The 20,801-nt window shown below is 65.1% G+C and carries 25 protein-coding genes; 14 read left to right on the forward strand and 11 right to left on the reverse strand.

Going from position 1 to position 20,801, the window contains the following annotated elements; all coding sequences use genetic code 11:
- Positions 1 to 190 precede the first annotated feature (190 nt).
- Together F4554_RS27455 and F4554_RS27460 are read right to left on the reverse strand one after the other, a co-directional pair.
- Positions 191 to 802 (reverse strand): DUF5956 family protein, encoded by a 612-nt coding sequence (locus F4554_RS27455; protein ID WP_179790337.1) that lies wholly within the window; start codon positions 800 to 802, stop codon positions 191 to 193.
- A gap of 775 nt (positions 803 to 1,577) precedes the next feature.
- Positions 1,578 to 2,102: a hypothetical protein gene (locus tag F4554_RS27460; protein WP_179790339.1), complete on the reverse strand. Its 525-nt coding sequence runs from the start codon at positions 2,100 to 2,102 to the stop codon at positions 1,578 to 1,580.
- Positions 2,103 to 2,281: 179 nt separating this feature from the next.
- Here F4554_RS27460 and F4554_RS27465 point away from each other — a divergent pair, with 179 nt between their 5' ends.
- From F4554_RS27465 to F4554_RS27475, 3 genes are all read left to right on the forward strand, one after another.
- Positions 2,282 to 2,500: a hypothetical protein gene (locus F4554_RS27465; RefSeq protein WP_179790340.1), complete on the forward strand. Its 219-nt coding sequence runs from the start codon at positions 2,282 to 2,284 to the stop codon at positions 2,498 to 2,500.
- Positions 2,501 to 2,680: 180 nt separating this feature from the next.
- Positions 2,681 to 3,280, forward strand: coding sequence for an AAA family ATPase (locus F4554_RS27470; RefSeq protein WP_179790342.1), 600 nt, complete (start codon positions 2,681 to 2,683; stop codon positions 3,278 to 3,280).
- A 199-nt stretch (positions 3,281 to 3,479) separates the two neighbouring features.
- On the forward strand, positions 3,480 to 4,274 hold the full coding sequence (locus F4554_RS27475) for a nitrilase-related carbon-nitrogen hydrolase (RefSeq protein ID WP_179790344.1): 795 nt from the start codon (positions 3,480 to 3,482) through the stop codon (positions 4,272 to 4,274).
- A 347-nt stretch (positions 4,275 to 4,621) separates the two neighbouring features.
- Here F4554_RS27475 and F4554_RS27480 read toward each other — a convergent pair whose 3' ends face one another.
- The gene (locus tag F4554_RS27480; RefSeq protein WP_179790346.1) at positions 4,622 to 5,032 is read right to left on the reverse strand and encodes a hypothetical protein; all 411 of its coding nucleotides are present in this window, start codon (positions 5,030 to 5,032) and stop codon (positions 4,622 to 4,624) included.
- A 741-nt stretch (positions 5,033 to 5,773) separates the two neighbouring features.
- Here F4554_RS27480 and F4554_RS27485 point away from each other — a divergent pair.
- The gene (locus F4554_RS27485) at positions 5,774 to 6,112 is read left to right on the forward strand and encodes a hypothetical protein (protein WP_179790348.1); all 339 of its coding nucleotides are present in this window, start codon (positions 5,774 to 5,776) and stop codon (positions 6,110 to 6,112) included.
- 382 nt (positions 6,113 to 6,494) lie between these two features.
- Here F4554_RS27485 and F4554_RS27490 read toward each other — a convergent pair whose 3' ends face one another.
- Together F4554_RS27490 and F4554_RS27495 are read right to left on the reverse strand one after the other, a co-directional pair.
- Positions 6,495 to 6,980: a hypothetical protein gene (locus F4554_RS27490; protein WP_179790350.1), complete on the reverse strand. Its 486-nt coding sequence runs from the start codon at positions 6,978 to 6,980 to the stop codon at positions 6,495 to 6,497.
- A gap of 1,071 nt (positions 6,981 to 8,051) precedes the next feature.
- A complete protein-coding gene (locus F4554_RS27495; protein ID WP_179790352.1) occupies positions 8,052 to 8,768 on the reverse strand; it encodes a DUF3592 domain-containing protein in 717 nt (238 codons plus the stop codon).
- Positions 8,769 to 8,909: 141 nt separating this feature from the next.
- Between F4554_RS27495 and F4554_RS27500 the strand changes: the two genes are divergently transcribed.
- Complete coding sequence (locus F4554_RS27500) at positions 8,910 to 9,581, forward strand: hypothetical protein (protein WP_179790353.1); 672 nt, start codon at positions 8,910 to 8,912, stop codon at positions 9,579 to 9,581.
- Between the two features lie 599 nt (positions 9,582 to 10,180).
- A complete protein-coding gene (locus tag F4554_RS27505; RefSeq protein WP_179790355.1) occupies positions 10,181 to 10,828 on the forward strand; it encodes a hypothetical protein in 648 nt (215 codons plus the stop codon).
- A gap of 45 nt (positions 10,829 to 10,873) precedes the next feature.
- Here the strand turns inward: F4554_RS27505 and F4554_RS27510 are convergent, their stop codons facing one another.
- The 5 genes from F4554_RS27510 to F4554_RS32710 all read right to left on the reverse strand — a co-directional run bounded on the left by F4554_RS27510 (position 10,874) and on the right by F4554_RS32710 (position 13,904).
- Complete coding sequence (locus tag F4554_RS27510; RefSeq protein ID WP_179790357.1) at positions 10,874 to 11,506, reverse strand: hypothetical protein; 633 nt, start codon at positions 11,504 to 11,506, stop codon at positions 10,874 to 10,876.
- Positions 11,507 to 12,024: 518 nt separating this feature from the next.
- The gene (locus F4554_RS27515; protein WP_179790359.1) at positions 12,025 to 12,246 is read right to left on the reverse strand and encodes a hypothetical protein; all 222 of its coding nucleotides are present in this window, start codon (positions 12,244 to 12,246) and stop codon (positions 12,025 to 12,027) included.
- A gap of 241 nt (positions 12,247 to 12,487) precedes the next feature.
- Positions 12,488 to 12,733, reverse strand: coding sequence for a hypothetical protein (locus F4554_RS27520; RefSeq protein ID WP_179790361.1), 246 nt, complete (start codon positions 12,731 to 12,733; stop codon positions 12,488 to 12,490).
- 12 nt (positions 12,734 to 12,745) lie between these two features.
- Positions 12,746 to 13,054: a hypothetical protein gene (locus F4554_RS27525; RefSeq protein ID WP_179790363.1), complete on the reverse strand. Its 309-nt coding sequence runs from the start codon at positions 13,052 to 13,054 to the stop codon at positions 12,746 to 12,748.
- A 418-nt stretch (positions 13,055 to 13,472) separates the two neighbouring features.
- A complete protein-coding gene (locus tag F4554_RS32710) occupies positions 13,473 to 13,904 on the reverse strand; it encodes a hypothetical protein (protein WP_238341422.1) in 432 nt (143 codons plus the stop codon).
- Positions 13,905 to 14,070: 166 nt separating this feature from the next.
- Here F4554_RS32710 and F4554_RS27535 point away from each other — a divergent pair, with 166 nt between their 5' ends.
- The gene (locus F4554_RS27535; protein ID WP_179790365.1) at positions 14,071 to 14,547 is read left to right on the forward strand and encodes a hypothetical protein; all 477 of its coding nucleotides are present in this window, start codon (positions 14,071 to 14,073) and stop codon (positions 14,545 to 14,547) included.
- Between the two features lie 675 nt (positions 14,548 to 15,222).
- Here F4554_RS27535 and F4554_RS27540 read toward each other — a convergent pair.
- Positions 15,223 to 15,684, reverse strand: coding sequence for a hypothetical protein (locus tag F4554_RS27540; RefSeq protein WP_179790367.1), 462 nt, complete (start codon positions 15,682 to 15,684; stop codon positions 15,223 to 15,225).
- Positions 15,685 to 16,243: 559 nt separating this feature from the next.
- Here F4554_RS27540 and F4554_RS27545 point away from each other — a divergent pair.
- From F4554_RS27545 to F4554_RS27575, 7 genes are all read left to right on the forward strand, one after another.
- Positions 16,244 to 16,411, forward strand: coding sequence for a ribbon-helix-helix domain-containing protein (locus F4554_RS27545; RefSeq protein WP_179790369.1), 168 nt, complete (start codon positions 16,244 to 16,246; stop codon positions 16,409 to 16,411).
- A complete protein-coding gene (locus F4554_RS27550) occupies positions 16,408 to 16,779 on the forward strand; it encodes a VOC family protein (protein ID WP_179790371.1) in 372 nt (123 codons plus the stop codon). Before F4554_RS27545 ends, F4554_RS27550 begins: the two co-directional genes overlap by 4 nt.
- Positions 16,780 to 17,383: 604 nt before the next feature.
- Positions 17,384 to 18,244: a methyltransferase gene (locus tag F4554_RS27555; protein ID WP_179790373.1), complete on the forward strand. Its 861-nt coding sequence runs from the start codon at positions 17,384 to 17,386 to the stop codon at positions 18,242 to 18,244.
- A 12-nt stretch (positions 18,245 to 18,256) separates the two neighbouring features.
- Positions 18,257 to 19,276, forward strand: coding sequence for a phosphotransferase enzyme family protein (locus F4554_RS27560; protein ID WP_179790375.1), 1,020 nt, complete (start codon positions 18,257 to 18,259; stop codon positions 19,274 to 19,276).
- Positions 19,277 to 19,595: 319 nt separating this feature from the next.
- On the forward strand, positions 19,596 to 19,835 hold the full coding sequence (locus F4554_RS31655; RefSeq protein WP_202889484.1) for a hypothetical protein: 240 nt from the start codon (positions 19,596 to 19,598) through the stop codon (positions 19,833 to 19,835).
- 406 nt (positions 19,836 to 20,241) lie between these two features.
- On the forward strand, positions 20,242 to 20,574 hold the full coding sequence (locus F4554_RS27570) for a hypothetical protein (RefSeq protein WP_179790377.1): 333 nt from the start codon (positions 20,242 to 20,244) through the stop codon (positions 20,572 to 20,574).
- An 8-nt stretch (positions 20,575 to 20,582) separates the two neighbouring features.
- Positions 20,583 to 20,789, forward strand: coding sequence for a hypothetical protein (locus F4554_RS27575; RefSeq protein WP_179790379.1), 207 nt, complete (start codon positions 20,583 to 20,585; stop codon positions 20,787 to 20,789).
- Positions 20,790 to 20,801 lie beyond the last annotated feature (12 nt).

A 20,801-nucleotide genomic window follows, 5' to 3' on the forward strand; every position in this document is an offset into this window, starting at 1 on the left:
GTCAAGACACGTGCTGTCGGACGCGTCGGCAATCCACGCTCAGCGGACCGTGAACGGTGAAATGGCCTTTGCAAGGCGGGGGTCAGGCTCGGCTAGCGCGGGGATCCGTTCGTCCCTAGTTCCGTCCTGGGTTGTGCGCAGGCAGACCCTGCTCTTCCCAGGGGGTGGCGGTGGTGCGCCGGCCTGGGGCTCACCGGGCGGGATCCTCAGCGAGGACCTCGCGAGCCGCTTCCACGAAGTACGGTTTGCCGTCCCACGGATCGGCCTCACCGTCTTGTCTGGCTCGCTGGTGCGCCCGCTCGACCACTCGCTGGACGAGCTGCTCAACGCTTGCGCCCTCAACGGGTGAGCGGAGCAGCCAGATCCTTCCCAATCTCGACGGAACGGGGATGCCAGTCCCTTCGAGATGGAAGGGGTAGTCCTCCCGGGACTCCGCGTCCCTCCAGCGGTCCTTCTCGGTGAGTGGCGCTACCGCAGGTGGACCGGGGTAGGTACACAGCCACACCGACGGCACCCGGTTCCGAACCCAGCCCCGATGTTCCGTCGGCCACACGGCGGGCAGAAACGCCAGGAACGACTCTTCCGGCGCCAAGACCCAGCCGTCCTGGCGCAAGAGCTCTACCTCCGGAAGGTCCCTTGCCGACGGCGACTCCCACGACTCCGGGTCCTCTCCCAGGTCGGTAAGCCGCACCGGGGTATCCAGCTTCGCCAAGCGGTCGATGCGCTCTGGCAGGGCAGGCAGATCCTCCTCGGCGATCAGCGGCGGTTCCTGCGATCCCCATGGGTCAACGGCTACCGTCACGCAAGCGATCCTAGACCGCAGCGACCCACGGTGGTTGGCTTCCCGGCCTCCTCGCAGGCCAGTCTCTAGCCTCCACTCCATGCGTCAGCTGGCAGTGCCGCGGTATGCCGGGACACCGACCTTGCCACCATCAACCGTCGCGGCGCAGCTCTCCCCAAGGGTGGGCGATCTCGTCGGGTCTCGGCGTGTACCCGGGCGGAGGTTCGACGATGAAACGGCCATGGCACATCCATCCTTCAGTCCACCGCTGGATCACTGGCAGATGCGCGGCCCGCCGGAGCCACCACGGCCCATCCTCCAGGTCGACTGCGGCTCCGCCGGGCGGAAGCCAATCGCTGCCTCCTCTCCGCCCAACTGGAGGCGACCATCCTCCGGGAGATCGGACATACACCGGCTCCTCGTCCATACCTCAGCATGTCAAGGATCGGCCGTTGGCAACGCTACTGGGAGAATTGGGAGACGATCACGAGCGCGAACGCGCGAGAACGCTCCGCAAGGAGAGTTAACGAGGGCCGCTGACCTGCGAAGACGCCAAACTGCCTGGTCAGCGGGAGACTGCACCAACCATGGCATGGAGGAGATCAATACTTTGCCGTGGCTGGCGCTGATCTTGCACTTGCACGCGGCGATACCCTCGCATCTGTGTCGGGTGACCTGTCGGCCCTTGCGCCTCTTACAGGCAGCTCGATCGCGACCAGTTCGTCTCCGCTCCTACCATCGTCGGCCAGGTGCTCATCGTCGGTCGGCGTTGCAGGTCGTTGGGGTCATATTGTTGTCAATCCAACGGGTTGGATCTGGGCTCCTGAGGGGCACGTCTCGGCGTTCGGCGGGCCGTCCCCCACTCGATGCGAACCCGGTCGCCGAGGCGAGCTGTTAGTGCGCGGGCCACGTCTTCGTCTTCCTGCGGCAACGTGACAATGAAGCGTGAGTCGGCTCCGAGCTCAAAGGCGATTGGCACTTGAGCGGCCCGCGGATGCCAGGCGCGTTCCCTGAGGACCGCTTGTGCTTCGAGCAGTTCTGCCACGGTGTGGGCGCCTGACTCCACGCGCAGGCGGATGCCTCCGACTCCGGGTGCGGAGGACAGTCGCTCGGTGAGCTGCAGCATGTCGACGACCTCGGGATCGACGACCACGACCACGGCCTGCGTTGCATGGTCCAGACGCCTGCCGATGTATCCGCGCGACAACGGGCCAGCTTCGTCCTCTTTGCTGGCCTCTCCGAACTCCCGCGCCACAGCTTCACCGATCGCCTGCATGCTCGCTTGAGCCGTCGGTGTGGTCCACCATGCCTCGCTCGTCACCGTCCGTCCCTCCTGCGAGCGTCCGCCGTGCCGCAGGGCTCGGCCCGCACTGGCGTGAGGCCCCAGGGATCCACGTCGTCCTCACAACCAGCCAGATCGTAGTTTCTCAGCGGAGCCGGTCAGCGGGAGTGCAAGCCAAAGATCACCGGCTGCACCGGCTGGGGCGTAGCCTTTTGCTCGTGCTCTCAGTCGTGGCGCTCATCATCGCCGGCGTGGTCCTGCTCGCCTTCGACAAGACCATCTACGGGGTGATCCTCCTGGCGCTCGGCCTGGGGGTACCCATCCTCCTCCCGCTGCTGTTCGGCGCCTTTCGAATTCCCGGAACGAGCCGGCAATCAGGAGGGACCGGACGGGCGCATCGAGTCTTCGAGGGCGAGAGTCGAAAAGCAGACGAGTAGGCGCGACATCGGAGCGGCTCATCCCCTCGATGTGAACTAGCGGCAGCCAGGTCGACGGCGGTCGCTCAAGGGTGCGTCTCGCCATCTCGGGTCGGCACGAGTCGACAGTGGTCGTTGGCGTGGCTGTACTTCGCTGCTGTACGTACCCCCAACGTCACAGGGCAGCTCCGGGAGGGCGCAGTGCACGAGCACAGGGCAGCGATTCCGGTGGAGGGTCCGGCCCTGGTCGCGATCGGTGGCTTCCCTGGTGCCGGCAAGAGCCAGGTCGCGGAGTGGCTGAGCCGTGAACTGTCGCTGCCGCTCCTTAACTCGGATGCGGCCGGAGGGACGATCCGAGACGTGCTGTCAGGGAAGGTTGAGAGCTCCGACGCCTTCCGAGCTGGCTATGAGTTGCTCTTCACGCTCGCCGAGACGTTTCTCGGATCAGGCTGCTCGGTCGTCATCGACATGAGTATGGGCTGGGAGTTCCAGTGGCAGCGCCTGGACGCCATCGTCGGGAAGCTGCCAGAGGTGTCCTTCCTCCCGATCATTCTGCGCTGCCCTCGCCGCGTCGCCGTCGAACGCATCACCCGCCGACACGAGGACAGCGGCGGCACACGATCAACAGCCGCCCAGATCCTGACCGGTCACCCACACGTGTGGGACTACCTCGAGCAGCTGGACCGTCCAGACGTCCGATTCATCGATGCGACGCAAGAAGCCGAACTCGTCTACACCCAAACGCTGAAGCACATAGAGGAGCTCGCGAGGCCACAGCGACGGTCAGCTTGCGAATCGTAAAGATCAGAGCGCGTACGCGAACGGATGTCGCGGATGGTCGGCCTGGAGCGGCCTCGCTAGCACCCCCTGGCCTCGCCTAATGGCACGTGGATGGCACGGCTGAGCCCCTCGATGCGAACTGTGTTGGGCGCGCATGACCAAGGGGCCGGGCCTGATGTCCTGGTCGGTGCAGTATCCGGCTTAGCAGCTGGAAGGATGCGTGGACGACGTGTCCTCGACGATCTGGTCTGGGAGTCCCGTGCAAGCTGCGCTCGCTGTCCACCGCGTGGTCGCCGACTCGGCGGCGAACATGACCAGCATCATGAAGATGACGGAGGAGGCTGCTGACAAGGGCGCGGGCTTGGTCGTCTTCTCCGAGACGGCTTTGACGGGCTTCGTCGGAAAGGACGACCCGGCACACGACCGTCTCCTCGCGCAACCCGTACCGGGTCCAGCCACGGCGCAACTGGGCGCCCTGTCGCGCGAGTGCGACGTGTGGATTGCGATCGGTCTGTACGAGCGCCTGGGAGGGGCCGGGAATGAGCGCCTTTACGACAGCGCGATCCTTGTTGGCCCTGACGGAGGGATTCACCTCCACTACCGGCGGATCAGCCCTCAGTGGCATGGCGGTGACCCGCAGGTCTACTGCCAAGGGACCGACGTGCCGATGGCATCCACCCCCTTCGGAACCTGCGCCTTCCTGATTTGCGGCGACCTGTTCGATGATGAACTCCTCCAACGGGTACGTCGCCTTGAGCTGAACTGGCTGCTGTTCCCCTTCGCGCGTAGCTACGACTCAGAGGTAGCCGACGCGGGCCAGCGGGAACGTGAGGAACGACTGATATGCGCACGTCGGGCCGCACGTGCGGGGGTCGGCGCCTTGATGGTGAACTACCTGGCAGAACCCGACACTCCCCACGGCTGCTTCGGTGGTGCCATCGCAGTCGCTCCTGACGGCGCGATCATCAGTGACCTTCCGCCCGGCCACGAGGGTCTCCTCATGATCGACCTCTGATTGACCTACGCGTGGCGGCGCCCAGCGGCTCGAGACGAGCCGTCAAGAGCGTCCTGACCCCTGCCTTGCAAAGGCCATTTCACCGTTCACGCTCCGCTGAGCGTGGATCGCCGACGCGTCCGACAGCACGTGTCTTGACCGTGGATCACCGCCACGGACCAAGATCAACCTTGGCTTAGGGCACGCGGATGGCACGGAGACTGGCAGCTTGGGAATCGTAAAGATTCGGGCGCGTATGCGGTCTGTTGGCGTGGACCAGCGGTCTGGAGTGACCTCGCCGACCCCGAGTTGGCCTCGCTTAATGGCACGCGGATGGCACGCGAGAGAGCGCTCGGCTTGGGAGGGGGTTAGTCGAGACATTCGATCCAGACGACGGCCCATCGGCTGCCGGCGCCTTCCGGGTCGCCGCGATTCTCGATGATCCCTAGACGGACGTGCTGGAAGGAGTTGGGGCGCGACTTCAGGCAGCTCGTCCCTCCCGCGTCGTGCCATGGCCCGCCTTTGCTGCTCCACGTGGCGCCGCCAATCACGAAGCCTTCGTTGTTGAACTTCTTCACGCTCGCCTTGTGGAGGCTGATCGCGGTGACCTCGGAGTTGGTCAGGGCTTGGCCCTCGACCACCCAGGGAGTGGCTTGGTGCTGGCCCAGAAGCCACCACCAAGCGCCGGCGGCGAGGAGGGCAACGGCTACGAGGATTGCCAGCGCTCGCCGACTTGAGGCCTTCGGCGCGTGGTTGGTGGTGGCGGGAATCGGCGCCATCGTCTCCCCCTGGTGACGTCAGTTGCTGGAGTTTGACGAGTAGGTAGTCCCGTGGCCCAGGGTTTAGGTGCGGTAGAGGGTATGCGTTTCGGATCCAAACCCGGCGCCTCGCTGGCACCCAGGACTTCCGCGCGGACGTAAGGGCGAAGCCTTAGAGACAAGCTGACGTGCGGTGAACGTCGCCGGAGCGCTGGCGTTCCAGTGCTCTGCAGTGACCTTCCTATCCGTAGGCCGCCGAAGATCGGCCGAGGCAGTCCAAGGTCGTCCAGTCCACCGGAACGGCGGGGCTCGCCTGGTGCGTCCGGTCGGCTGGCGTCCATGATCGTCCAGCGCACGTGTTAGCAATTGTGTTAGCAACCGGCGACGCACCGCCGCAGGTCAGCGGCCCTGGTTGTCGCCCGCTGCCGAGCGTCCCGCCGTGTTGACGCTCGTGATCGCCTCCCAATCCTCTCCCAGCGCGACGTGATGCATGACCAAACGCTGTAGTCTCCTGCCACTCGCTGGGAGGGTGCGATGAACCGCCGACCTCTGCGGATCCTTGGCTGGGCCGTCATGGTGACTGGTCTGCTCACGGTCCCTGGTGTTCGTATCCTCATGGGCCTTGGGGCGAGTTCGATTGCACTCTCCCTTGGCTTGGTCGTAGCGCTAGCAGCAGGGCTATGTGGCGTTGTCAGCTCGGGACCGGTGTCGACGGAGAATCGAAAGTTCGTCTGGCTCCTGCCCAGTTCGATACTTTCGACCGTGAACCTACTTGGCAGTCCAAGCCTTCCGCTCGACGAACGCGAGAAGATCGTCGGCGCGACCTGTCTGGTCGCGGGAATGCTCGGTGGAGCACTCTGGCAAGTGCTCCATCCGCGTGATCTCGTCGTCCGGCTGAGGGTTGTTCCGCTGCTGATGATCGCAGCCGTGATCCTGCTCCTGCTGACCGACGGGCAGGTCAATCCGGATCCGTACCCGACCTTCGCATGGCCCGGCATCCTCGGAGGTTTGGTAGCGGCGGGCTGGTGGCAACGCAAACATGCGTCCACGTCCGAACAGTCCAAGCCCCGCGACCAACCAGCGCAGCCAGTCCAACGCTGAGGGTCTGCGACCCCTTGACCCCCAGATTGCCCGGGTAGGAGAAGTGTCAGGTCAGGTTGCGTGCGCTGGTGCACATCGCGTGCGGTGCAACTCCCTGGATGGGTTCGTGATCTTGACGTTGGTCCGTATCTGGTCCGTCGTTCCATCCTCACCTCCTTGGCCGACACACGGGTTAGGAACCCATCCCCGTTCGTCCAGGACGATCCGGAGGTTCCTCGTTCACGCTGCTAGGACCTCGTAGTTGCACGCGGGTTGCACGACGCGCCAGAACTGGCTGATCCTTATCCGTAGAGACTGGCAGGTTGATCGCGAACTGCTGCTTTGTACGCTGGTGCTCGTCGCCCAGGTGCTCATCGTCGCCCGATGTGGCAGGTCGTTGGCGTCACGCTGGGGTCAGACTGAACGTCCACCAAGGGCGCCTTCTCGGCGGCTGGGGGATTACGGCGTTGGGATCGGCGCCGCGGGTGAGGAGCCGCTCGCGGAGTTCGCTGTGTTCCCTCGGTGTCAGCGCCATCCACAGGCTAGTTCCTGTGTCGCTCGCGCTGTAGATCTGCTCGTCGGACTCGGCCCAGCCCTCCGCACTGATCGTGAACGGTGACAGGGCCACTACCAGGTCGAACTGGTCGTCATCGCCAACATCCACCTCGATGCCGGTGTCACCGGTGTGACGAAGGGCGGCCAGGTCGAGTAGAGCGCGCAGGGGGTCTTGCGCCTGCTGAGGCCACGGTCTGTCGGAGATGGCGTCTATCCAGACGCGCCGAAGCACTCCGCGCACGACGCGCAGGCCTTCCTGGTGAGCGGCGATCACGGTGGCCTCATCGGCGTCGTCGTCAAGAACGAACGCGGACCGACCGGCCGACATTGCCACAGCGCCTCCCTGAGCAGGGTCTTTGACTCGATTCTGGCGGATGAACGTATGGGCGTCGCTGAAGCGCCGTGCGAGTCGGGCGGAAGTGGCAACAAATGCTGAGATCGACTGGGAGGTCTGCCATTGGTCTGTCCTGCGCCGGCGGTGACCAGTGGCACCCGGGACTATCAGCTTGGGAAACGTACATCTACGGGTTCTGCCGGGAGTCGGCACGACAGATTGACCGCATCGGTGATCAGCGTGGAAGAGCGCCCAACTTTGTCCCGGGCCGCTATAAGATCAGCGGCACTCGCCGGCCCTCCTGGCTAGCGAATGCCGGGGCCGGTGGTCGGATCCGGGTCCTGGGGGGAAGTGGTCGGCATGAGCGTGGGCCAGGCACTGAGGGTTGATGGTTCCCGCCTGAGAGGTTTGCGGCCGGTTACCGCGACGATTGTGCTGGTCTTGGCGGCTGGCGCTCTTGTGGTGGCGGCTGGCTGTCTGCTGCTCCCGAGCTACGTCGAGACGGGGCCCGACCAGGACTTGGCCTTTGCGTGTGGCTCCGCCTTGTTGCCTAACGTGGAGCCTCCTCAGGAGCCAGGTATCACCGCCTGCGCGATGGAGACTGAGGGGAAGCGGTCCGACGCGCTGCCATGGGCTGCCGTCGGATCTGCCGCGGCGGTCCTGGGATTGGTCCTGCTGCTCCAGGGACGAGGACGCGGGCGATCGGACGAGCCCGCGAGTTGATGGCGTTCCCGACCCCAAGCTCTACCAGCCTGAAAAGCGGAAGGTCGGCGGTTCGACCCCGCCCCTGCCCACCAGCCTGACCAGGCCAGATTGCGGAACGTAACTGCCCGCCAGTAGCCGTTGATCACCCTCTTTGACCGCCCGCTGTTGCACGTGGATTGCACGGACAGCGGGCGGTTCTACGTTTGAGCGGCGACGATGCTTACACCTATTGCCCAAGGTGAGGTAACGACATGGCCGTCGTCACTCCGAAGAAGGCGACCTGCGCCAGACGAGTGTCGCGCCAATCACCGGCGAACCCTATGCCACCAGGATCGCAGCCAATCGCCATTCCTGCGACGGCGGCTACTACTGATCGCGTGCCCTGCGAGTCGCGGCAGCGTTGAGAGCGAGGGCGGGGAGCGAGATCGCGCCGCCGATGATGCCGACCGGGATCAGCACGTCGGCGGCGGAGGGCCAACGTCCGACCACTCGTGCGTGTCGAGGATTGGCCGGGTCGTAGGCGACGTTCACTCGGTGACCGCGCCGGTCATCGAGCGCGTCGAAGACGACCTGCTCGAACTGCTCCGGCGACCCGCTGCCGACCGGCACGAACCGTACCGTCAGCGTCGACCCGTCGGGGGCGTCGTCCTGGACGCGTACGAGGACTCCGACAGCCCGCGCTCCGCTACGTTCTAGGGCTTGGGCCCGTACCAGGCCAAGCCAACCGCCGAGCCCGGCGAGCACAGCCGTGGCCGCCACGACGGCCCAGACCCGCATTCGATCCTGGGGACGAACCTGGCTGTCCTCGGGTGAGGCGTTGGTATCCGCGCCGCTCCTTCGACGTGCCCACGTGATGGCGACCGGCCAGTACAAGACAGTGACCGGACCAACAATCAAGGGGTGGTCAGCAACGGCTTCGACCCCAGCCAGGAATCCGGCTGCGATCAGCCCAACGAACACGCAGACGAAGCCCGGAGCCACCCACATACGGGTTCGCGGCGGAACACCCTTGAGCACTTTCTCGTAAGGGTCGTCGGTCTCGTGCTCGTCAAGTCCGCCGCGATCACCTACACCACCAGCCATAGGCCGATCTTGTCAGCCAGAGGGGAAGGGCCGACAGGGTTTACTCGGTGTCCTGCATCGGGTCAAAGCCCGACGCTCCTTCATCGGTCTGATTGGCGGGCTTGGAGGTACGGTTCGTCCGGGCCGGTAGGAGGTGGGAGTGTGACGTCGCGACTGCGTGTTGTCGGCTGGAGCGAAGGTGATCCTCAGCTGAGCGCCAGGTTCGATTCCATCCAGCTCGCGTTCGTCCGCACCGTCGAGGTCGTGGACGAGCAGCTCGTCTGGGCGGACGGCCTGGACGAGGCCGTTGAGGTGGTGCTGATCTTCGGCGACTCGAGGCTGGAGTCTCGGGCAGACCAGTCCATGGTGGTTCTGGAGAGGCGGCGGTCGCGGAAGAGGCAGGTGCTCGAGCTTTACGTGGGTATCCCGGTGGCCAAGGTCCCGCAGAACACGCCGAGCGTGCACATCGCCTGTCTGCGGCTGATGCTGGAGTTGGCCGAGTTCCTTGCCGCCGAACTGAAGGTGCCACCGCCGCAGCTGAGGATGGAGCAGCCGGACGAAGAACCCACCGAGCCGGCCGAATCTCCCGACCGTCCTGAGCCTCCGGGAATGGAGGAGATCCTCGACAGTCTGGTCGATGAGGAGGGGTCGTTCTTCGTCGCGAAGCTCGTCGATCTGGAGGGACCCGGTGGCGGTGACCGGGCCCGGGCCGTCGACCACGAACTGAACGCTCTGATCGCTCCGCGGCACCGTCACCGGATCATCGGTTCTGACCAATGGGACTGGGGGCTCAGCTGGGAGATCACCGGCAAGCCCGCCGCCGAGGACACCTGACGTAGGAGTGGGCACGGAGCGGAAGGTCGGCGCCGAGCCATGATGTGGGCATGCATGAGGCAAACCGACGTCTTGGGGATCTGGCGAGGCTGTACTGGCGCCAGGTTGAGCTTTCGTCGAGCGACCAACGAGCGGATCGCCTGTACGCGGAGCGGTCGGATACGCCGGATCACTCGCATACGACGAGATCCAGAGCCTGGCAGATGACGGCCCAACCTTCGCAGGCACGGTGCACGCCCTGATCCTCAACGCACCGTCGGAGGACCACCTTGTCCACCTTGGCGCCGGGATCGTGGAGAACGCGTACGCCGATCGAGGCACGGCAGTTTTCGACGAGCTCCGACGGCTCCCCGTTGACCCACAGGTGATCCAGCAGATCATCGATTCGGTCGATCTATCGTGCTGACTCACGTGCAGTCGGCGGGCGAGCCCAACGTTCCTTTGCAGGGCAGTGGTGCACCAGACCGCACGGGGATGGCTGACGGGAGAGTCTTCCTCAGCGGGCAGGGTAGTGGATGGCTGTCAGCCCGATGGCTGCCACGCCTCCGTACCACTCCGATGCCGGGTTCCGGCGGGTGGAGGCGTTCTACGGTGGCGCCATGGACGAGGAGTTCCTCGCCGCCTGCCGACGGCTGATCCAGGACGGCGTGCCGCCCTCCGTGCCGGCGGCGCTTGAGGGTGCCGCCCGGTTCGTTCCCATTGGTGTCGACGTCGATGGTGACGTTGCTGCGGTGTCGTTGATGATGCGCCGGCCGGTCGGCGCTTCCGACGGACCGCCCGGTATCGGTGTATGGACCTTCCACCGCAACGCCGGTGAATGGGTGCTGCTGGGTGGAGGATGGCGTCCGTTGGATGAGTATCCGCTTATTGACCGACCTTCGAGGAGGGACCTCCGCGGAAGCTACGTGCGAATATACGGGTGGTGTAGCACTGCTCGCGACGCCGGTCGCAGGTTCCCGTGGGGTGCCAAGTTCGTCCGCGCCGCTTCACTGCAGACATCCGCGGAGGTCTCTCAGATCCAGGTCGGCGACCGCCGGCTCTTGGTGCCCTTCCACGGCGAGGTGATCGTCGTGTGGTCCACGCGTAGAGCGCCATCGGCGATCTCGCTCGACAGTCAGGGACGTTCTCTTACCCCGATCGATCTGAACTGCCCTCCGGCTTACGCTTCCTCGTGGCTTGCGGCCTGGTGGTGGCATCGAAGGGTCCGCAACCGTGGTGGCCGCCGGACCAACCCAACGGGCCATTAGCAGGTTCGGACACGAGGAGCCAGCACCTAGCTCGGCACTCACAGGTCAGTTGCGACATGTCGGTGGGCGCAGCAGCGTGGCGGCGTAGTACTTGAGCGGAACTGGAGCAGTGCGGCGAACCCCAAGGATGCGGTACGTGAACCGGAGCTCCCGGACGCTTGTGGAGGTGCCGGGCGGACTCCGCGGACAGTCGCGAAGCTGAGCAGCGACGGCCACGGTCCGGTTGGAGTGTCCCGGGATGGTGATCCCCGCTACCGGCACGAAAGCCGACGCCGGATCTGTCTCGTCGCGGGCGGCGAAACCGCGCGCGTCGCTTACGGAGATCGGGCCGAGGAGCGAGCCGACCCCCTCGATGGTGACCGGCACGGGCCCGGTGTTCCTCAAGGTGATCATGAGGCCGAATCGTGTTCCATGTCGAAGCGGACCGACCCGTACCTCATCGCCAAAGACATTGGGTGTGGAGCGGCCTGCCGGCCCGAGCGTGAACGTTGTCAAAGGTCCCGCGACGGACCCTGCCCAAAAGAGACCATCGGTGTTGGCCAGCGGCTGGTACGTCGTCGCGTACACGGCTGCAGCAATCATGCCGGCGGCCACGACACCGACCAGCAGACCAACCCATCCACGACGTCGCCGGCGGGTCGTCTCCGGCCCGGCAATGTCAGCCACAGTCACACTCATGATCAGATCCTGGCCATCACGTCGCGACGTGACCACACAACCGGGTGAGAGACCCCAAATCGTGACCGGAAGAACACAACCGGATCGGAGTGGGTTGAATCGCCGCCATTCCGCTCAGGCTGGCTGGCTGGTCGACGGGTCGCACGGGAACCTGCGTCCTGCAGCGAGTACCGGTGAAGTGTCACTCCTGGTGGAGCGAGGAACGACGGCTCCCGTGGTGAGTATCGCCGAGGCCGGGCAGGTCACCCCAGGACACTCAGGACCGACCATTTGCACGCGGAGCCAGCCCTTAGGGCGGTAGACGTACGTTTCCCAAGCTGATGTTCGAGCCGTTGGATCGTCGTAGGTTGACTTAGGAAACTGGCGCGCCGTCCTCGGGCTCATCGGGCGTAGGGACATCGCGCTGTCGCTGAGACCAGTACATTCAGGCAGTGCCCTCGTACTGGCTCCCGATCATGTGGTTCGGTGCGTGCGCGATCTGCGCCCAGGTCCTGCTCTTAGGGGACCGTCAACGCCCGCTACGCCAACGGCTTGGCGAGATCGGTCGGGGCGGGGATGCGTGGGGGCTCGCCCCGGTCGCCGTCATCGCGGGTGGCGTAGTCGGAGCGACGATTGGCGCCGCCGGACCGGGCGTCGGGGACAGCGCCGCCGTTGGTATGGGCGTAGGGCTCCTGGCCTGGACCGTCGGGGTCGCCCTGGCCCTCATCTCGTCCAACCGCGACAGGACGGGTGGCGACCATCGGGCGAACGGGTAACGTTCCCGCCCCGTCGGCCTCCACTCCAACCCTTAAGGGCGCCTGCGGCGTCACTTCGTGATCGGCTCCGCCGACCCTTGACCGCCTCCGCTGCGACCCTCAATCTGGCTGGCTGCGAGGACGACGGGGAAGAGTGGTTGCCGTCTACCGAAAGCCGCCGGCGAGGCGTGGACAGGCCCTGTTAGCGGCGTCAACGTGACCCCAGATTGACCCGCAATGGACACGGTTACTTCACAGTCAGGGTGATCACCCAAAGGATCGCGGCGGCGAGCAGAACGACCATGCCGATGACTACCCCGACCAGGCCGGAGATGGAACCGAACGCCTGGCTCCACGGGCCGTCGGTGTCGTCGTGCGCCCCGATCCAGTTGCGCCACCTGCTGTTGGAGACCAGGTACGTTCCGGCCGCGCCCACCAAGAGCACTCCACCGACAAGGGTGAGCCATACGGCGAGGGACGAAACGGTTCCCACGAAGCATCGACCCTAGTCTTCCGCGTCCTCGTCGGCTCTTTCCCACGGAAGAGCACGCGTATCCGCGGGATAGAGCAGGTGCCAGAGGAGGATCGTCGCGGGGAAGTAGAAGACCGCGGCCAGGAGGGGGTAACCGGGTCGGATACCTTTCAGCAAGCCACGGTAGCCATGGGCCGCGGCCCAGTTGTGGACGAGCACGCACCAGGCGACCCAGCCCACGAGGAGCACGACTCCCCACAGCCACCACCGGGCCCGAAGTGTCGACCTGCGGCGCCTCCAGAGACGCGCACCGTGGCGCAGCCGAGACGACCGATCAGTCACGCCGTCGATTATGTCCTGGCACTGACCCCGCGTGATCCGCAAAGAGAAGAGTTCTTGGCGTCGACGGGGGCTCGCGCAGGATCCAACTTCGGTGGTGGCTGCTACCGCTCGTCCTTGTCGTCGTGACCGTCGTGGTCTGGGTGGCCTGGCGGGCCGACCCACTTGGCGGCGCACCAACCTGAGCCCCCGCTGCGCGAGCTACGCGTTACGAGTGGGTTTTCGTGCCCAGCTCAGCCCTCGATTCCGGTGCCGTGACCGTTGACTGATCCTGTGAAGTGCAGGTTATGGAGGGCTGGTGGCGGACGTTCGGGGGCACCTCGGAGGCACGATCGTCTCGGGGCGCTCGGCCCAGCGGACCACCAACCAGGGCCTCGTTGGACTGCGCTGGTCCGCACTTCGGGCTGGCTCCCGCGCGTGCTCAGTCGAGGGGAGATCGGTACAAGACCTCGACAAACATGATCATCTCGTCGACAACATCGAGAATGAGCAAGCCGGACCAAGCCGGCTTAAGCGCGACGTTCCGGTGACCAGCACCGAATGCCCCGTTGGGTGGCGGCGCGGTGTAGAAGCTCTGGCAGAAGTCGTCCTGACATGGGCACATCTCGTAGACCTGCAGCGCATCGACCTGTGCCGCGAGCTCGTGCTCGGCATCGTTGACGAGCGCCTCCCGGAGCTGACGTCCTAGCATCGGCCAGCGCTCGACAACACGCGCTCTTTCCGATTCCACGTCACGAAGGTTAATGCGCCAGTGGATCAATTGAGGGCCGGCCTCCCCCGACACCCTCACACAGGGGCGAAGCGTCACGGCCGGGTCTTCCTGACCACTGCCTTGCAAAGGCAATTCACCCACTCACGCTCCGCCAAGCGCGGATCGCCACCGCCTCCGACAGCACGTGTCGTGACCGTGGATCACCGCTACGGACCAAGGGCTCCCCTGGCTTGGGGCACGCGGAGGGCACGGAGACTGGGAGCTTGGCAATCTGGGTGGCATTGATCCCGCGCTTATCATCGTGACCATGACCGCTCAGGGTCATGGCCAGGTGGCGGCAGGCGTGGCCGCGATCGCCGTGCTGCTTGGGGTCATGTCTGCGCAGGGTTGTGAGCCGCTGTACGGCTGCGATGAGCGCGAAACTCGCTTTGGCTACAGGCTCGACGCACTCCCCGTGCTGGAGCTGCATCCTCCTGGAGCAACACTCGAAGATGAGTACTCCGGCTGTGACGATGACGACCTGTATGCCATAGCGGGTCGCAAGTACCACACAACCGGGACTGCCGCCGAAACGAAGGCGTTCTACCGTCACGCGCTCCCGGCGGCCGGCTGGAGGCTAGACACCCGCCTGCTAGCCAAGACCAACCGGATGTGCTTCACCAAGTCCGTGGACGGCACCGCGGCGATCTTCGCTCTGGAGTGGCTAAGCGAAGAGCCCCAGGACTTCTACGCGGACGTAAAGGCGAGCTTTAGATACAAGCAGACTTGTGCTGAGGACGCCTGATGCACTGGCGTTCCGGCGCACTGTAGTGACCTTCCTATCCGTAGGCCGCCGAAGATCGGTCGGAGCCGTCCAAGATCGTCTGGTGCACGCGGAGGGCAGGTCTGGCCAGGCACGTTTGGGCTGCCGGCGTCCATGATCGTCCAGCGTCGCCGTTAGCAAAAGCGTTAGCAACGGCCATTGCCTTGTTGTCATGCTGAGGTATGGACGAGGAGCCGGTGTATGTCCGCTCCCGGAGGCTGGACGCCTCCAGCTGGGCGGCGAGGAGGCTGGGATTGGCTTCCACCCGTCGGAGCCGCAGACGACCTCGAAGGTGGGCCGTGGTGGCTTCGGCGAGCCGCGCATCTGCCCGTGATTCAACGATGGGCTCATGAGTGGATGTGGCGCCACGGCCGCTTCATCGTCGAGGCCCCTGCGGGATACACACCGAGACCCGAGGAGATCGCCCAGCCGTGGAAGTACTGCGCCCCGACGATTGAAGGCTGCAGGGTCGATCGGTGTCTCCAGCCCGCCCTGCGGCACTGTCAGCTTGGGAATCGTAAAGATCGGAGCGCGACGCCAGCAGCTGGCGGCGGTTGATGGCCTGGAGTGACCTCGCCGGCACCTCCCTGGCCTCGCTCAATCGCACGCGGATGGCACGCCTGCCTCCCTCGACGCGAACTACCGGCGCGCTACTCGCTAGCCACCACGCAAGACTCTGATCAGACGCCACAGCGTGTAGCCACCGAAAGCGGCGAGGCCGGAGACGATGACCGCGAGGGCGACAGTTACCCAGGGAGGATCTTCCCCGACGGCACCGCCGAATTGCGGGTCAATTGCGCCCCAGACGAAGAACGCTGCGATAGGCAGCATCAGCACTGTGAGGAAGCCCCACCCAGCCGCGACGACGTAACGGCTTGAGAACCACGCCGTCCCGCGTGCGAGCAGCCATGGATGTGACTTGGCGAGATACGCGTGTATCGCCATGCCTGCGCCCTTGCCGCCGATGCATCCGAGAAATACACCGATGCAGGAGACGATGAACTGCTCTGAGCCCGTCAGGGCGGTCAGGGTGAGACCAAGCCAAAGTAGTCCTGCGCTAGGGAGGAGGCAGATCACCAAGACGGCGATCCCATCCCGTCTCTTGCGTTGCTCATCCACAGCCGACCGCCCTGACCGTGGATTTTTGCGCTACCTCGCCAAGTATGAGGAACGCGGTGGATAGGAGAGCAGCCCGGCGCTCCACTCCCAGACCTCCCACAGGGGGCTGACGTCAAGCCCTGGCGGCCGATAACCTCCTCCATGCCATGGTTGGTGCGGTCTCCCGCTGACCAGGCAATTTGGCGTCGTCGCAGGTCAGCGGCCCTCGTTGGCCCGGGTTGGCGACCGTTCCGACGGGCTGTCGCTCGTGATCGTCTCCCAATCCTCTCCCGCTGGCTCCCGCTTAGCAGGTGTGCCGAACGATGTTCAGGAACGACCACCGAGGCTCTCAGCCACCGCACGAATCGTGCTCTCGGCCGGCTCGGAACGGCTGCGGACGGAGGTGAATGACACGGGAAATGAGACGGACGGCGGATGTCGTGTCGGGGCGCCGGCATGGAAGATGTGGGCTCTCGTTAAGCCCGGCGTAGGCGTATTGCCCGACTGGGTGTTCGGCTGACGCCCAACCCCTGGGCTGGACCTGTTGCTAGGTAGCTGTCTAACTTGCTAGCATTCTAGTATGTCAGAGCCGGAGAAGGTTCAGTTCAACGTCTATCTCCCGCGTGATCTCGTCACCCAGGTGAAGCACCGCGCGATCGACGAGGGTCGCTCGCTGAGCGAGCTCGTCGAGCGGGTGATGCGCGGCTACATCGACAACGCGAGCACCACGAAGGGAGCGAGCAGATGATCTCCGCCGCACCGATCCGCTTCACCGCGAACATCGACGAGATGCGCAGGTTCCTCGAGCTTCTCGGGTTCGAGGCGCACATCGTCTCCGAGAGGAAGAGTCCTCCCAATCTCACCTGGGTCGAGATGCGCGGCGACGTCAGCATCATCGGCCTTCACGGCGCCGACCGCGAGGAGAGCTACGTCATGTTCGACACCGACGAGCCACTCGAAGCCCTACAGGCACGCCTCCAGGAAGCTGGCTTCAACGACGCCCGAATAACCGACGAAGCGTGGGGCCGCATGCTCGAAGTCACTGACCCGCAAGGCGAGTCCGTCCAGGTCAACGAACGAATGAAGGACACCTACGGCTACCGCGTTGTCGATTGAGAGGAGAGGGCGCGGCCGACATGCGGCGGGTACGGCCGAGTTCGAGATGTACTACGACATCTGATTCACCTGGGTCCTGGACCTGCTGGATCACCGCGAAAACGGCGGCTGACCTGCGGAAACGCCTTCCGGCGCTTCTCACGGTCTGCCGCCGTTTTCCATGATCATGTGTACTGGATGTGTACCGGGAGCTGCTAGCTCCCCCACGCCGGCGGCCCGGCCAAACGGCGAGAGCCGACGAAAATGGCTCGACGCGCAGAGTTCGGATCTTGGTAGCATGTCGAGCCTTGAGCTGCCCCTCCGAGAGGAGAATCAGCCTGAGCCGGCATCAACACATCCGGCTCAGGGACCGCAACGACACCAGACTGCTCTGCTACCTCCAAGGCACGCCAGCGCCGCGGAGGAAATCCATTGCGCCCCGTGATTGCGTTCACCGGGCCGGAGGTGGGCGGTCGTCGTGGTCGACGCGGTGGGCAACTCGCCTCGATGAGCCCTTCACCCGGGAAACCGAGGCACCCCCTAGGCACAGCACCCGTACACGACGCTGCACCCCTCCCGTACAAGGGAGTCTTCGTTGCGTCCATTTCAGAATCACCACGACCAGATGGCGTGGTTCACCGAACACCTCAACCTGGCGCTTCCTGCGCCTCGCGGATACGCCGACAAGCAGAGAAAACTTGAACAAGTCGTCGCATTCCTTGAAGTGATCCAGGCCGAAGTCCGCCGATACTCGCGTCGCCACCCGCTGACCTTCGTTGACTGCGGCGCAGGGAACTGTCACCTAAGCCTCGCCGCGGCCCTCTACTTCACCAACGCCGAACCAAGACCGGTGGAGATCCATTGTGTGGACAACAACGTGGCGCTGATGGCGAAACACCGGGATGTGGCCGACGCGCTTGGACTTGGCAACATGCACTTCCACGCGTGCGACATCGGCCAGCTGACACTTCCTGCGCCGGTCGACGTCGTGATGGCACTCCATGCGTGCGACGTCGCGACCGACAAGGCGATGCATCTTGGAGTACAGACGCATGCACGGCACATCCTGACCGTCGCCTGCTGCCAACAATCGTTAGTGAAGAGCATCCGGTCGAACGCCGCATCAACGACCGCGATCACACGACACCACCTATTCAAGGAGCGCTTGGCCTACATGGCCGGAGACGCGATGCGAGCCCTGCTTCTGGAGATGCAAGGCTACGAAGTAGACATCATCGAACTTGTCTCCTCGCGAGCCACCGATAAGAACACGCTGGTACGTGCTCGCAGGCGCAACCGTCCACCCAATCCAGCTCACGCCGAGGCACTCGCCTCGTTGATGGCGTCCTTCAGGACTGTTCCGGCACTCGCCGACTACCTCGGGCACCAGCCAACGGGGAGACAACGTTCCTTCGCTCGAGCTCGTCGGTGCACCCCCGCATGCTCTTGCGAGCGCCACGACGTTGGCCACGTTTCGGCGTCATGAAAGGACTCGCTCATGCAGCTACTTCAACCTGGTGACCACACCATGCGCAGCCTTGTCGAGGTGTTCGGGCTTGAGGGAGTTCCACTCCGGCTCACCCAGATCTCGCGCGGGGGCCACGGTCAGGTATGGCGACTCGATCTCGACCGGCCCCGGCAGTCGTACGCGGTGAAGGAACTGTTCGCCGGGGGCGAGGAGCAGCAAGTCGTCGCCGAAGTCGAGTTCCGGGACCTGGCCGTGGCGGCCGGGATCCGCGCAGCCGAAACCCTGCGAACCGTCGACGGGCGGTACCTGGCCGAGGTCGGCGGGACCGTCGTTCGCGTGTCGACCTGGGCCGGCGGCCGCGAGCCGCGTCCGGACGATCCCGGCGTGCCCGAGTGGTTGGGGCGGACCCTCGCCACGCTGCACACGCTCGGGCATCCAGTCGACCCCGACCATGCTCCCGCCGACCCGCCAGTCCCTGACCTCGCCACGTGGCTCGACCTCGCCGAGCAGGGCAAGACGGCCGGACAACCCTGGGCGACCAACCTCGCCCACGCCGCGCCAGACCTGGCCAAGCTCGCTGCCAAGACCCGACCGGTGGGCCCGGACCACCTGGTGTTCAGCCACCATGACGTCCAGCCGTGCAACGTGGTCTTCGACCCGGACAACGAGCAGTTCGTGCTGCTGGACTGGGACGGCGCAGGACCGATCGACCCCGCCCGCGAACTCGCCAGCCGGCTCTACACCTGGCATGCCGGGGATGACGGCCGTTTCGACACCGACGGCGCACGACGGACGCTGCGCGCGTACCGTGCAGCCGGCGGACTCGCGGTCATCGGTGAAGCAGAAGCCTACGGCGGCATCCCGGACGCCCTCGCCAACATCGAAGGACAGGCCCTGGCAAGCCTCAACGAGGCACTCCCCGCAGAGATGAGGGAACACGCCACCCGAGAGATCGGCCTACTCGTGGGTCCGCCACCTCCAGAGGAAACTACAGGCTCCACTCCGTACGACATCTTCGAAGCAATCATCGAGCTGAGCCGAACCCTGTAGATCTGGATCTATCCGACGCCGCCAGGGCACCAAGACAGTGCGTCGCCAGCCGGGAACCTCCCGCCGAGCTATGCGTAAGCCCGCCCGCAGGGTTAGATCTCTGCCTTGCAAAGGCAAATCCGGGCTCACGCTCAACCGAGCGCGAGATCACTCTTCGGCGAATACCTAGTCGGCCTGCCCGTTGTTGACCGCCGTACACCATGATCGGCCGCTTCATCTGGCACACATCTGGCACAAGCGGTGCAGGTCGTTGGTGTCACGGTTAGGTCAGGAGTATTCGGTTGCAGGTTGCTTGGTGGGCGACCTAGGGTCCGCCGACATGACGCCGGATCAGCGGGCCGTTGTCGAAGTCGTACGTGAGACGTTCGGCGAGCCAGAGACAGTGGAGTTTCCGGAGGTGTGGGGACCGCGCGTTGTGGTCGGAGCGACCACACCGAAGGGTGCGGTGTTCACCAAGGCGGCTGGCGATGCGGATGTGCGTGCGGAGGCCGCCCAGACGTTCGGCCTGTCCGAGATGACGCTGCACCGGGCTATTACGACGGAGAGTTCCCCGCTGTGAAGATCCGGGGGCGGTACATCGTCCCCGTCGTGGCGGTAGACCAGATGATCGGGGCCGCGCTCGCGTCCGGGACGCTCGTCGACTGGGCACCCGAGACGTAGTAGTCGTGCCCGCGCGAAGGCAACGACTCGTCGGGCCCCATGAGAAACGCGGAGAGCAGATCTCGTCCCGTAGTGTACTGCGCACTGTCGGTGGCCTGTGATTGTGTGACCTGTATGAACATCGGATGCCCGTCTGTCCGCCGCCGTGAGTTGGTCGAGGCCAACGACTGGCGGGGACTGCGTAACTGGGTGAACCCCCCGGACCGAGGTCGTCCGCCGACTATGGGTCGGCTTCCGCATGAATCGCACCGGCCCAGCCGTCATGTTCGAGCCAGACGCGAACCCCGAGAAGGAGAACCCCAACCGTGGCTGACCTTCACGTCGTTCCCACCGGGAAGAGTGACCTGGAGTACCTGTTCGACCTGCTCTCCCTGATCCCGATCCCCACCATGAACCGCAACGTGGATGGTGCATACCCCGAGTGGTGGCAACGCGTCGCCGCGACGGAAAGGGAATTCCGCGATGAGGAGACACCTCGCTGCGGCGGATGGTGGCGGCGGCGCAAGCCCACCCCGGTCGACCGGCACGACCGCGACAAAAGCGCCGCCGGTTACATCACCAGCAGCCTGGCCGCCGGGTTCCATGGGTCACACAGCAGCCGTTCGCTGACGCCACGCCGCACCAGAAGCGCTACCTGATCCAGTACGTGCTGATGTTCTTCGACGGGGAGCGGCCCGACCTGTGGGAGGTGCTGTCTGAGCGCCTGGACATGGGCGGCGACATGTGCCCGGGCGCTTCCGGTCGCCGCTGGTGCAAGGACCTGTGCGCCGCCGCCTGGCGGATCTGGATGGAGGTCTACGGCGCCGAACGTGGCGAGCAGCGCCTCAAGGAAATGCCAGACCTGAAGCGGTAACCCAAGCGCCCG

Source organism: Actinopolymorpha rutila (assembly GCF_013407855.1).
Lineage (GTDB): Bacteria > Actinomycetota > Actinomycetes > Propionibacteriales > Actinopolymorphaceae > Actinopolymorpha > Actinopolymorpha rutila.